11 protein-coding genes are annotated in these 12,678 nt (G+C 62.9%); 9 read left to right on the top strand and 2 right to left on the bottom strand.

Features of this window, described 5'->3' with window-relative positions:
- The first annotated feature begins 19 nt into the window (after nt 1–19).
- From lpdA to NKL04_RS07775, 4 genes are all read left to right on the top strand, one after another.
- Nucleotides 20–1,468, top strand: coding sequence for a dihydrolipoyl dehydrogenase (gene lpdA, locus NKL04_RS07760; protein WP_023701741.1), 1,449 nt, complete (start codon nt 20–22; stop codon nt 1,466–1,468).
- A 102-nt stretch (nt 1,469–1,570) separates the two neighbouring features.
- Complete coding sequence (locus NKL04_RS07765) at nt 1,571–1,828, top strand: GlsB/YeaQ/YmgE family stress response membrane protein (protein ID WP_023668920.1); 258 nt, start codon at nt 1,571–1,573, stop codon at nt 1,826–1,828.
- A 127-nt stretch (nt 1,829–1,955) separates the two neighbouring features.
- Complete coding sequence (gene lipA, locus NKL04_RS07770) at nt 1,956–2,921, top strand: lipoyl synthase (RefSeq protein ID WP_023688453.1); 966 nt, start codon at nt 1,956–1,958, stop codon at nt 2,919–2,921.
- Nucleotides 2,922–2,932: 11 nt separating this feature from the next.
- Nucleotides 2,933–3,394: a type II toxin-antitoxin system RatA family toxin gene (locus tag NKL04_RS07775; RefSeq protein WP_023701740.1), complete on the top strand. Its 462-nt coding sequence runs from the start codon at nt 2,933–2,935 to the stop codon at nt 3,392–3,394.
- Here the strand turns inward: NKL04_RS07775 and NKL04_RS07780 are convergent.
- Both NKL04_RS07780 and NKL04_RS07785 read right to left on the bottom strand, forming a co-directional pair.
- Complete coding sequence (locus NKL04_RS07780) at nt 3,370–3,879, bottom strand: CinA family protein (protein ID WP_023701739.1); 510 nt, start codon at nt 3,877–3,879, stop codon at nt 3,370–3,372. The genes NKL04_RS07775 and NKL04_RS07780 overlap by 25 nt on opposite strands.
- Nucleotides 3,876–5,099, bottom strand: a complete 1,224-nt coding sequence (locus NKL04_RS07785; protein ID WP_023701738.1) for a bifunctional 2-C-methyl-D-erythritol 4-phosphate cytidylyltransferase/2-C-methyl-D-erythritol 2,4-cyclodiphosphate synthase — start codon at nt 5,097–5,099, stop codon at nt 3,876–3,878. Before NKL04_RS07785 ends, NKL04_RS07780 begins: the two co-directional genes overlap by 4 nt.
- 139 nt (nt 5,100–5,238) lie before the next feature.
- On the opposite strand from NKL04_RS07785, the gene dusB reads away from it, so the two are divergent.
- From dusB to ntrX, 5 genes are all read left to right on the top strand, one after another.
- Nucleotides 5,239–6,261 (top strand): tRNA dihydrouridine synthase DusB, encoded by a 1,023-nt coding sequence (gene dusB / locus NKL04_RS07790; RefSeq protein WP_023701737.1) that lies wholly within the window; start codon nt 5,239–5,241, stop codon nt 6,259–6,261.
- Nucleotides 6,258–7,403: a two-component system sensor histidine kinase NtrB gene (locus NKL04_RS07795; protein WP_023706549.1), complete on the top strand. Its 1,146-nt coding sequence runs from the start codon at nt 6,258–6,260 to the stop codon at nt 7,401–7,403. The genes dusB and NKL04_RS07795 overlap by 4 nt, the downstream gene beginning before the upstream one ends.
- Complete coding sequence (gene ntrC / locus NKL04_RS07800) at nt 7,400–8,857, top strand: nitrogen regulation protein NR(I) (RefSeq protein ID WP_023701735.1); 1,458 nt, start codon at nt 7,400–7,402, stop codon at nt 8,855–8,857. The genes NKL04_RS07795 and ntrC overlap by 4 nt, the downstream gene beginning before the upstream one ends.
- Nucleotides 8,858–9,001: 144 nt before the next feature.
- A complete protein-coding gene (locus NKL04_RS07805; RefSeq protein ID WP_023668928.1) occupies nt 9,002–11,290 on the top strand; it encodes a sensor histidine kinase NtrY-like in 2,289 nt (762 codons plus the stop codon).
- Nucleotides 11,280–12,641 (top strand): nitrogen assimilation response regulator NtrX, encoded by a 1,362-nt coding sequence (gene ntrX / locus NKL04_RS07810; protein ID WP_023668929.1) that lies wholly within the window; start codon nt 11,280–11,282, stop codon nt 12,639–12,641. The genes NKL04_RS07805 and ntrX overlap by 11 nt, the downstream gene beginning before the upstream one ends.
- Nucleotides 12,642–12,678 lie beyond the last annotated feature (37 nt).

Below are 12,678 nucleotides of genomic sequence, written 5' to 3' on the forward strand. Positions count from 1 at the left end.
AAAATCAGGGAGAAACCCCGTGGCTGAATCCTACGACGTGATCATCATCGGCTCAGGCCCCGGCGGCTATGTCACGGCGGTGCGCTCCGCCCAGCTCGGCTTCAAGACTGCCATCGTCGAGCGCGAGCATCTCGGCGGCATCTGCCTCAACTGGGGCTGCATCCCGACCAAGGCGCTGCTGCGCTCGGCCGAGATCATGCACTATTCCGATCATCTGAAGGACTACGGCCTGAAGCTCGAAGGCGGCAAGGTCAGCGCCGACACGGCCGCTGTCGTCGACCGCTCGCGCAAAGTGTCGTTGAGGCTCAATGGCGGCGTCGCCTTCCTGATGAAGAAGAACAAGGTCGACGTTATCTGGGGCGAGGCCAAGCTCTCCAAGCCGGGTGAAATCGTCGTCTCCAAGACGGCCAAGAAACCGATGGAGCCGCAGCCGCCGGTGCCCAAGGGCGTCAAGGGTGAGGGCACCTATACCGCCAAGCACATCATTCTGGCCACCGGCGCCCGGCCGCGCGCGCTGCCCGGCATCGAGCCGGACGGCAAACTGATCTGGACCTATTTCGAGGCGATGGTGCCGAAGGAGATGCCGAAGTCGCTGCTGGTTATGGGTTCGGGCGCCATCGGCATCGAGTTCGCCTCCTTCTATCGCACCATGGGCGCCGAGGTGACGGTGGTCGAGCTTTTGCCGGCGGTGATGCCGGTCGAGGATGCCGAGGTCTCGAAATTCGCGCAGAAGCAGTTCGAGAAGCAGGGCATGAAAATCATCCTCGAGGCCAAGGTGACCAAGGTCGAGAAGGGTGCCAACTCGATCACTGCCCACGTCGAGATGAAAGACGGCAAGGTCGAGAAGATCACCGCCGACCGCATGATCTCGGCCGTCGGCGTGCAGGGCAACATCGAAAATCTCGGCCTCGAGACGCTCGGCGTGAAGACCGATCGCGGCTGCGTCGTCATTGACGGCTATGGCAAGACCAACGTTCCCGGCATCTACGCTATCGGCGATGTCGCCGGACCGCCTATGCTTGCCCACAAGGCCGAGCATGAAGGCGTGGTGTGTATCGAAAAGATCGCCGATTTCCCCGGCGTGCATGCGACAGACAAGCTGAAGATCCCGGGCTGCACCTATTGCAACCCCCAGGTCGCATCGGTCGGGCTCACCGAAGCCAAGGCCAAGGCCGAAGGCAAGGACATTCGTGTCGGCCGCTTCCAGTTCGGCGCCAACGGCAAGGCGATCGCGCTTGGCGAGGACCAGGGCTTCATCAAGACCATCTTCGACAAGAAGACCGGCCAGCTGCTCGGCGCGCATATGGTCGGCGCCGAGGTGACGGAGCTGATCCAGGGCTTTGTCGTGGCGATGAACCTGGAGACCACCGAGGAAGAACTGATGCACACCATCTTCCCGCATCCGACGCTGTCGGAGATGATGAAGGAAAGCGTGCTCGATGCCTATGGCCGTGCGCTCAACGCGTGATAAATTGCTGCCGCGAGACTCAGACGCATGCGCCGGAGGAACCTTACGGCAAGACAGTTCGTTTCCGGATGCATTTTCACCTGACACTGGAGGAGTTGGCATATGGACGTGAATGGCGTGGGCTGGATTGCGGCCATCATCATCGGCGGTTTGGCCGGGTGGCTGGCCGAGATGGTCATGAAGAGCAATACCGGCGTCTTGATGAACATCATTATGGGCATTGTCGGCGCGGTGGTGCTGAACGCAATTCTCAGGGCGCTCAACATCGAACCCTTCGGTGTCGGCTGGCTCGCCTACCTGATCACCGGCTTCATCGGCGCCTGCCTGCTGATCTTTGCCGGGCGGCTGATACGCCGCTAGACTACCGCTATGCGAAAAAGGCTGTGGCGGCATGCGCCGCCGCAGCCTTTTTCTTTGCACCGAAAAGTCCTAGATGACGCCAGAAGGGCGAATGCCGACGGGCAGACGCCAACAAGTCAGGTTTGAGATGGTCACTGTTCTCGACACGATCGCCAACGCGCCGCGCCTGCGGCACCCCGAGAAGGCACACAAGCCTGATCAGGACGTGCTGCGCAAACCCGACTGGATCCGCGTCAAGGCGCCGATGTCGAAGGGCTATGCCGAAACCCGCGAGATCGTGAAGTCGCACAAGCTGGTCACGGTTTGCGAAGAGGCCGGCTGCCCCAATATCGGCGAGTGCTGGGAGAAAAAGCACGCCACCTTCATGATCATGGGCGAGATCTGCACGCGCGCCTGCGCCTTCTGCAACGTCGCCACCGGCATTCCGACCGCGCTCGATGCCGATGAGCCGGCACGCGTCGCGCACGCCGTCAAGCAGATGGGGCTGACCCATGTCGTCATCACCTCGGTCGACCGCGACGATCTCGCCGATGGCGGCGCGCAGCATTTCGCCGAGGTTATCCGGGCGATCCGAGCAGCGACGCCCTTGACCACGATCGAAATCCTGACGCCCGATTTCCTGCGCAAGGAAGGCGCGCTGGAGATCGTCGTGGCGGCCAAGCCCGATGTCTTCAACCACAATCTCGAAACCGTGCCGTCGAACTACCTGACGGTGCGGCCGGGTGCCCGCTATTTCCACTCGATCCGGCTGTTGCAGCGGGTCAAGGAGCTCGACCCGTCGATCTTCACGAAGTCCGGCATCATGGTCGGCCTCGGCGAAGAGCGCAACGAGATCCTGCAGCTGATGGACGACCTGCGCTCGGCCAATGTCGACTTCATGACCATTGGCCAGTATCTGCAGCCGTCAAAGAAACACCACCCCGTGATCCGCTTCGTCACGCCGGAGGAGTTCAACTCCTTCGCGACGATCGGCAAGACCAAGGGTTTCCTGCTGGTGGCGTCGAGCCCGCTGACGCGCTCCTCGCATCATGCCGGTGACGATTTCGCCAGGCTGCGGGCGGCGCGTGAGGCGCAGCTCAAAAAAGCCAGTTAAATCCTGCTTCAATGCCGAAATTCGAAGCCACACGCCGCGTTGCCCACACGCCGGAGCAGATGTTTGCTCTGGTCGCCGATATCGAGACCTATCCGCAATTTCTGCCGCTTTGCGAGGCGCTGACGGTGCGCTCTCGCAAGGAACGTGATGGCCGCACCATTCTCCTCGCCGATATGAGCATCGGCTACAAGGCGATCCGCGAGACCTTTACGACGCAGGTGCTGTTGAAGCCGGACGAGAACACAATCGACGTCAAATACATCGATGGGCCGTTCAAATATCTAAGCAATATCTGGCGCTTCGAGCCGGCCGACGGCGGCGGCTGCAACGTTCGCTTCTTCATCGACTACGAGTTCAAGAGCCGTATCCTCGGCGTGTTGATGGGCACCATGTTCGATCGCGCCTTCCGCATGTTTTCCGAAGCCTTCGAAAAACGTGCGGACGTCATCTACAGAACGACGCCCATCTCATGAGTGTCGCCGAGCGCGCGCAGCCCGATCTCCAGCGCATGCTTGACCGTCTCGCGGCGGATGAAGTCGCGGCCATTGTCGGCAAACATATTGAGCTCGGCAGCCACCGGCCCACCTCTTAGGGCAACTCCGAACCAGACGAGGCCGACCGGTTTTTCCGGCGAACCGCCGCCTGGGCCGGCAATGCCGGTGACGGCAAGCGCAAGCCCGGCGCGCGAGCGCGCCAGAGCGCCCGTCGCCATCTCCAGAACCGTTTCGCGCGAGACGGCGCCATGCGCCTCGAGTGTGGCGGGCGAGACGCCGAGCATCTCCATCTTTGCTTCATCGGAATAGGTGATGAGGCCGCGATCGACGACAGCGGACGAGCCGGCAATGTCGGTCAGTGCCGAGATGATCATGCCGCCGGTGCAGCTCTCGGCCGTCGCCAGCATGATGCCGCGCTGCTGGCAGACCTGGAGCAGGGCGTTGGCAAGATCGCTGTTGTTCATGCGGGAACCTCCCCGGGGAAGACGACACTGGCGGTGGCGATGGCGGCGATGCCTTCCTCGCGGCCGACAAAGCCGAGTTTTTCGTTGGTCGTCGCCTTGATGGAGATGCGATCGCTGGAAATGCCCAGCATCGCCGACAGCGCGTTGGTCATGGCCTCGCGATGCGGGCCGACGCGCGGCGCCTCGCAGATCAGCGTGATGTCGGCATTGGCGATGCGGCCGCCGCGTTCGCGCACCAACCTGGCCGCATGCTCGACGAAGATCTTTGACGCCGCGCCCTTCCATTGCGGATCGGAAGGCGGGAAATGCGTGCCGATGTCGCCCGCGCCGCAAGTGGCGAGCAGCGCATCGGTCAGCGCGTGCAGGCCGACATCGGCATCCGAATGGCCGGAAAGCTTCTTGCCGTGCGGAATGGCGACGCCGCACAGGGTGACGTGGTCGCCGGCCTCGAAGCCGTGCACGTCATAGCCATTGCCGGTGCGAATGTCTGGAAAACGCTCGCCAGTAAGCCGCTGATCCGCCATCGCAATGTCCCTTGCCCAAGTCAATTTGACATTGTCCGGCGACCCCTGAATGATTTTCACCGGAATATGCGCCCATTCGGCGATCGCGGCATCGTCGGTGAAATCCGCCTTGCCGAGATGATGGGCCTTTTCGTGCGCGGCGAGCAACGGCCAGAACGGAAAGCCTTGCGGCGTCTGGGCGGCATGAAGGCCGGCCCTTGGCACCGTCTCTTCGATCATGCCGGTCGTCGACTCGCGCTTCAGCGTATCGGCGACGGGCAAAGCGGGCAGCGCGCCCTGCCGCTCGCCAATGGCGGCGATGGTACGGTCGATCAGGGCCGCGTCGACAAAGGGCCGCACCGCGTCATGGACAAGGACACGGCCGGGCGTACGGTCCCTCAGCGCCAGCAGGCCGAGCCGGACCGATGCCTGGCGCGACTCGCCACCGACCACGGCGGTAACCCGCTCGGCATATACGCCGGCTGCCTTGTCAAAAAGCGCGTGGTCATCGGCATGGATCGCGACGACGACGGGACCAATTTCAGGATGCGCCAGGAACGTCTCCAGCGTGCGCGCGATAACGGCACGGCCGCCGATGCGCTGATATTGCTTCGGCCCGTCGGCCTGTCCGGCACGCGCGCCGCGGCCGGCTGCAACGATGATCACGCCGACCTTGTCGGTCGTCGCCTCGGCCGGTTTTTCGCTTGCGTCTGTCATGCCGAGAGGCTTAGTCGCGGCTTATGGCGAAGGCCAGCATTTTCCCAAATGCGCCGCAATGTGACGTCATTGCGCGTTGCACAATGCCTTTCTTATGGCTAGAGAATGTGCAGCAATTCGATATGCTTGGTTTTTGTGCATGCCTGAAGTGACAAAATTGGCTTCGCCGCTCGACGTTGGCGGCGTGACGATCCGCAACCGCGTCTTCCTCGCGCCCATGTCGGGAATAACGGACGAGCCGTTCCGGCAGCGCGCCTACGCGCATGGCGCGGGCCTGGTCGTGTCGGAAATGGTGGCGAGCGGCGAGCTTGCCAAGGGCAGGGCCGGATGCGACCTGCGCATCCGTCATTCCGGGCTGCCCGTCCATATGGTCCAGCTTGCCGGCCGCGAGGCCGAGCACATGGCCGAGGGCGCGCGCATCGCTGCCGGCGAGGGCGCCGACATCATCGACATCAATATGGGCTGCCCGGCCAAGAAGGTGACCGGCGGCTATGCCGGCTCGGCGCTGATGCGCGATCTCGACCATGCGTTGTCGCTGATCGAAGCGGTGATCGGCGCGGTCCCAGTGCCGGTCACGGTCAAGATGCGGCTCGGCTGGGACGACAATGCGCTCAATGCACCCGTTTTGGCGCGCCGCGCCGAAGAGGCCGGTGTTAAAATGGTGACCGTGCATGGGCGCACGCGCTGCCAGTTTTATCAAGGCAAGGCCGATTGGGGCGCCATCGCCCGCATCAAGGACGCCGTCTCGATCCCGGTGGTCGCCAATGGCGATGTGGGCTCGCCCGCGGAGGTCGCCGAAATCCTTGAACAGTCGGGCGCCGACGCGGTGATGATCGGTCGTGCCCATTATGGCGCGCCATGGACGGCGGGCCGCATTGCGGCGACGGCTGCGGGCGACGCGCTCTCCGGCGTGCCGGAAAGCCCGCAAGCCATGGCCGACTACATCGTTTCCCACTACGAGGACATGCTGACGTTTTACGGCGTCGAAAGTGGCTTGCGCCAGGCGCGCAAGCATCTCGGCTGGTATCTCGACCGCCACGCTGCTGGCGTTTCCGATGAGCGGCGGAAAGCCATCCTCACCTCTTTCGAACCCGCCCGCGTCATTGCCTTGCTGCATGAGGTGTTTTCCGGCGAAGCCACGCCCTTGCGGAGCGCCGCATGAACGCCACCGTCACACCGAGCTCCGACATGGCGGATGCCGCCAGTATAGTGCTGAACACCATCCGCCGTCCCGTCATCATGGTCGATCCGGACGGGTTCATCACCTACGCCAATGCCGATGCGGAAGACTTCTTCCGCTCAAGTGCCAACATGCTTGCCCGCAACACACTCTCCAAGCTGATCCCGTTCGGCAGCCCGTTGCTGCAGCTGGTCGACCAGGTGCGCGAGCGCCGTGCGCCGGTCAACGAATACCGTGTCGACGTGTCGTCGCCGCGTCTCGGCATCGAGAAGGTCGTCGATCTCTATGTCGCGCCGGTGCCGGAATTCCCAGGCTCGATCGTGGTGATGTTCCAGGAACGCTCGATGGCCGACAAGATCGACCGGCAGATGACACACAGGGGTGCCGCGCGTTCGGTCACCGGCCTTGCCGCCATGCTGGCACATGAGATCAAGAACCCGCTGTCCGGCATACGTGGCGCCGCACAGCTGCTCGAACTCTCGGCGTCCGACGAGGATCGCGCGCTGACCCGCCTCATCACTGACGAGACCGATCGTATCGTCTCCCTCGTCGACCGCATGGAAGTGTTTTCCGACGAGCGGCCGATTGACCGCTATCCTGTCAACATCCATGTCGTGCTGGATCATGTGAAGGCAATCGCGAAGAACGGTTTTGCCAAGAGAATCAGGATATTGGAGGACTATGATCCATCATTGCCTCCGGTTTTCGCCAACCGCGACCAACTGATCCAGGTGTTTCTCAACCTGGTCAAGAACGCTGCCGAGGCGATCGGCGGCGACCCGCAGGGCGAGATCGTGCTGTCGACCGCGTTCAGGCCGGGCATCCGCGTTTCCGTTCCCGGAACCCAGGACCGCGTGTCGCTACCGCTTGAATTCTGCGTGCGCGACAATGGGTCCGGCGTTTCGGAAGACATTCTGCCGATCCTGTTCGATCCGTTCATCACCACCAAGCCGAACGGCTCGGGGCTCGGCCTGGCGCTGGTGGCGAAAATCGTCGGCGAGCATGGCGGCATCATCGAATGCGATTCGACGCCGCGCGGCACCACCTTCCGAATCCTGATGCCGGCCTGGAAAGAAACACCCATCGACACTGCCGATGATGAAGGCGAAGGAGACCGCAAATGACGGTTCGCGGCAATATTCTCGTCGCCGACGACGATGCGGCCATCCGCACCGTGCTCAATCAGGCGCTGTCGCGCGTCGGCCATGAGGTGCGCGTGACCTCCAACGCCTCGACGCTGTGGCGCTGGGTGGCGGCGGGCGAGGGCGATCTGGTGATCACCGACGTTGTCATGCCGGACGAGAACGCCTTCGACATGCTGCCCCGCATCAAGAAGGCCCGGCCGGAGCTGCCGGTCATCGTGATGAGCGCGCAAAACACTTTCATGACGGCGATTCGTGCTTCCGAAACAGGTGCTTACGAGTATCTGCCGAAGCCGTTCGACCTGACCGAGCTGCTCAACATCGTCAATCGTGCGCTGTCAGAGCCGCGCCGACCGAAGATCGATACGCGACCGGAAGAACAGCCTGACGCCATGCCGCTGGTCGGCCGCTCGGCCGCCATGCAGGACATCTACCGCATGCTGGCGCGCATGATGCAGACGGATCTGACGGTGATGATCTCGGGCGAGTCCGGCACCGGCAAGGAATTGGTGGCGCGCGCGCTGCACGAATATGGCCGCCGCCGAGGCGGTCCGTTCGTCGCCATCAACATGGCGGCAATCCCGCGCGACCTCATCGAATCGGAACTGTTCGGTCATGAGAAGGGTGCCTTCACCGGCGCACAGAACCGCTCGACAGGCCGCTTCGAGCAGGCCGAGGGCGGCACGCTGTTCCTCGACGAGATCGGCGACATGCCGATGGAGGCGCAGACGCGGCTGCTGCGCGTGCTGCAGCAAGGCGAATACACCACTGTCGGCGGGCGCACCCCGATCAAGACCGATGTGCGCATCGTCGCCGCCACCAACAAGGATCTGCGCACGCTGATCAACCAGGGGCTTTTCCGCGAGGATCTGTTCTATCGCCTGAATGTCGTGCCGCTTCGGCTGCCTGGCTTGCGTGAGAGATCGGAAGACATTCCCGATCTGGTGCGGCATTTCTTCAAGATCGGCGCCAGCGAAGGCTTGCAGACCAAGCGCATTTCGACCGGCGGCATCGAATTGATGAAGCGCTATCCGTGGCCGGGAAACGTGCGCGAGCTGGAAAACCTGGTGCGCCGGCTTGCGGCGCTCTATTCGCAGGACGAAATATCAGCCGAGATCATCGAGGCCGAACTGAAGACAGGCGAAAGGCCGGTCGTTCCCGGCGGCGGCAATTTGATCCCGGACGATCTGTCCATCGGCCAGGCGGTGGAGCACTTCCTGCAGCGCTATTTCGCCTCTTTCGCCGGTGATTTGCCGCCGGCAGGTCTCTATCAACGCATCTTGTCGGAGGTCGAATATCCGCTGGTGCTCGCTTCCATGACGGCAACGCGCGGCAACCAGATCAAGGCGGCCGAATTGCTCGGCTTGAATCGCAACACGTTGCGCAAGAAGATTCGCGAGCTGGGCGTCAACGTCTACAAATCGTCGAGACCATGAGCGCCTGCTGCCCGAAGTGACGCGAGGTCATCCCCTTTTCAGGGGATCGGCGGCCGAAAGATTTCCGTCACGGCCACACTTGTTGCATAATCGCCACAATGCGTTGCATACATCCAACGCAATCACTGGCTCTTAGACGGCGACATGGCTTCGCAAGCTCTGACATCAAACGAACCGCTTTTCAGCAGACCCGGCCAGAGGGATGGACGGCGGCTGCTTGCGTTGCCCGGCGTTGTGGCAATTGCCGGCGCGCTGGTTACGGCGGCAATCTCGTTTGCGATACTTGTCGGCGCCACGCCGATCACGCCAGACGCAAACACAACGCTGACGCTGATTGCGGCCAATGCCTTATTTGTGCTGGCGCTGATCGCCCTGGTCGGCCGCGAGGTGCATCGCATCACCATGGCGCGCCGGCACGGCAAGGCGGCGTCACGGCTGCATGTGCGCATCGTGACGATGTTTGCGCTGGTCGCGGCCATCCCCGCCATCATGGTGGCCATCATTGCCTCGATCACGCTCGATATCGGCCTCGACCGCTGGTTCGAAATCCGCACCAAGGCGATCGTCAACTCGTCGCTGTCGATCGCCGACGCCTATGTGCAGGAAAACGCTCGCAATCTTCAGGGCACGACGCTGTCGATGGCCTACGATCTCGACGCCTCGCGCACGCTTTACGGCCTCGATCGAACCGGCTTTCTCGACCTGATGAACAAGGAAGCCGTGGGCAGGAGCCTGGTGCATGCGGCGCTGGTCAGGGAAGACGGCTCCTTTGTCATGAGCGCGAAGACCGATGCGGATTTCTCTATGCCGCCACCGCCGGAGGGCGCGGTCAGCGCCGCGGCCGACGGCAAACCGGTGCTGATCGAGCCGAAGACGCGCAACATCATGGGCGCCATCATCAAGCTGCGGGAGATCGAAGGCCTCTACCTCTACACCAATCGCCTGGTCGACCCCGAAGTGATCAAGGCGAGGGCGATCGTCCAGTCCAACACCGCCGAATATCGCGGCCTGGAAGACAACAGGCGGACGTCGCAGGTGGCGTTCGCGCTGCCCTATCTGTCACTGACGCTGATCATCATCCTGTCGGCCATCTGGACCGGCATAGCGGTGGCCGACCGTCTGGTGCGGCCCATCCGTCAACTCATCGGCGCGGCTGACGAGGTTGCGACCGGCAATCTCGATGTCGCCGTTCCGGTACGGCCTTCCGACGGCGATGTCGCCTCGCTTGGCGATACGTTCAACAAGATGCTGCTGGAGCTTAAATCGCAGCGCAACGAGATCCTGTCGGCCAAGGATTTGATCGACGAACGGCGTCGTTTCTCGGAAGCGGTGCTGGCCGGCGTCACCGCCGGCGTCATCGGCGTCGATCCCTACGGCATCGTCTCCATCGTCAACAAATCGGCCGAAACGATGCTGGCCATATCGGCCACGGCGGCGCTGGGGCAGAACCTGTCCGCCGTGCTACCGCATGTCGGGCGTGTCTTCGAGATCGGCCGCAAATCCGGCAAGCCGGTCTATCGCGAGCAGGTCACCTTCTATCGCACCGGCGCCGAGCGTACCTTCAACGTGCAGATCACCATCGAGGCCGGCGACGACGGCGAGGAGGAGAAATCCTACGTCGTGACGGTCGACGACATCACCGATCTCGTCCAGGCACAGCGCTCGTCGGCCTGGGCGGATGTGGCGCGGCGTATCGCACATGAAATCAAGAACCCGCTGACGCCGATCCAGCTCTCGGCCGAGCGCATCAAGCGACGCTTCGGCAAGGTCATCACCGAGGACCGCGAGATTTTCGACCAGTGCACCGACACGATCATCCGGCAGGTCGAGGATATCGGCCGCATGGTCGACGAGTTCTCGGCTTTCGCCCGCATGCCCAAGCCCGAGATGAAAGCCATCGATCTGCGTGAATCGCTGCGCGAGGCGTCGTTCCTGGTCGAAGTCAGCCGCGCCGACATTGCTTTCGAACGCGTGTTCGGCAACGAACCGCTCAAGGGCACGTTCGATAGCCGATTGATGGCGCAGGCTTTCGGCAACGTCATCAAGAACGCGGCCGAGGCGATTGACGGGCTGGAACAAAAGGACGGTTCGCACGGCATAATCCGGATTCAAGCTGCCCGGCAGAATGGCGCGATCAGAATCGACGTCATCGACAATGGCAAAGGCTTGCCGCGCGAGAACCGCCAAAGGCTGCTCGAGCCCTACATGACGACGCGCGAGAAGGGCACCGGGCTCGGTCTCGCCATCGTCAAGAAGATCGTGGAGGACCATGGCGGGCGGCTCGAATTGCACGATGCGCCCGCGGATTTCCACGGTGGACGCGGCGCGATGATCTCGATCATCCTGCCGCCAGCTGCCGCAACCGCGCCGCCACGCGGTCAAGGCGAAACGGAACACGAACGAGAAACTGAAAAGGTCGGTAATGGCGTCTGATATTCTCATCGTCGATGACGAGGAAGACATCCGTGAACTCGTCGCGGGCATATTGAGCGACGAAGGGCATGAAACCCGCACGGCATTCGATGCCGACAGCGCGCTCGCGGCAATCGCCGACCGGGCGCCGCGGCTGATTTTCCTCGACATCTGGTTGCAGGGCTCGCGCCTCGACGGGCTGGCGCTGCTCGACGAGATCAAGACGATGCATCCGAGCCTGCCGGTGGTGATGATCTCCGGCCACGGCAATATCGAGACAGCGGTGTCGGCCATCCGCCGCGGCGCCTATGATTTCATCGAGAAGCCGTTCAAGGCCGACAGGCTGATCCTGATCGCCGAGCGGGCGCTCGAAACCTCGAAATTGCGGCGCGAGGTGTCCGACCTCAAGCAGCGCAGCGGCGAAACCTTCGACCTGATCGGCATGTCGTCGGCGATGAGCCAGCTGCGCCAGACCATCGAGCGCGTGGCGCCGACCAACAGCCGCGTCATGATCATCGGTCCGTCCGGCTCGGGCAAGGAGCTCGCCGCGCGCGCCATCCACACGCTGTCGACGCGCAAGGGCGCGCCCTTCGTGACGCTGAGCGCGGCCAACATCACGCCCGAGCGCATGGAGATCGAGCTGTTCGGTACCGAATCGAACGGCACCGAGCGCAAGGTCGGCGCGCTTGAAGAGGCGCACCGCGGCATTCTCTACATCGACGAAGTGGCCGACATGCCGCGCGAGACGCAGAACAAGATTTTGCGCGTGCTGGTCGAACAGCAGTTCGAGCGGGTCGGCGGCACCAAGCGGGTCAAGGTCGACGTCCGCATCATCTCCTCGACCTCGCAGAACCTGGAGGCGATGATCGCCGACGGCCGTTTTCGCGAAGACCTCTATCACCGCCTGGCGGTGGTTCCGGTCATGGTGCCGGGCCTGGCCGAGCGGCGAGAGGACATTCCCTATCTCGTCGACAATTTCATGAAGCAGATCGCTCGCCAGGCCGGCATCAAGCCGCGCCGCATCGGCGACGATGCGCTTGCCGTGCTGCAGGCGCACAACTGGCCGGGCAATGTCCGCCAGCTGCGCAACAATGTCGAACGGCTGATGATCCTGGCGCGTGGCGACGATATCGATGCGCCGATCACCGCCGACCTGTTGCCGTCGGAGATCGGCGATGTCATGCCGCGCACGCCGAACCAGTCCGACCAGCACATCATGGCGCTGCCGCTGCGCGAGGCGCGCGAACAGTTCGAGAAGGACTATCTGATCGCCCAGATCAACCGTTTCGGCGGCAACATCTCGAAGACGGCCGAATTCATCGGCATGGAGCGCTCGGCGCTGCACCGGAAACTGAAGTCGCTGGGGGTCTGACCCCCGTTGTTGTTGGTCCAGCGGGCTGTGGCCCATT

It is taken from the genome of Mesorhizobium sp. C264A (assembly GCF_040324515.1).
Taxonomy (GTDB): Bacteria; Pseudomonadota; Alphaproteobacteria; order Rhizobiales; family Rhizobiaceae; genus Mesorhizobium.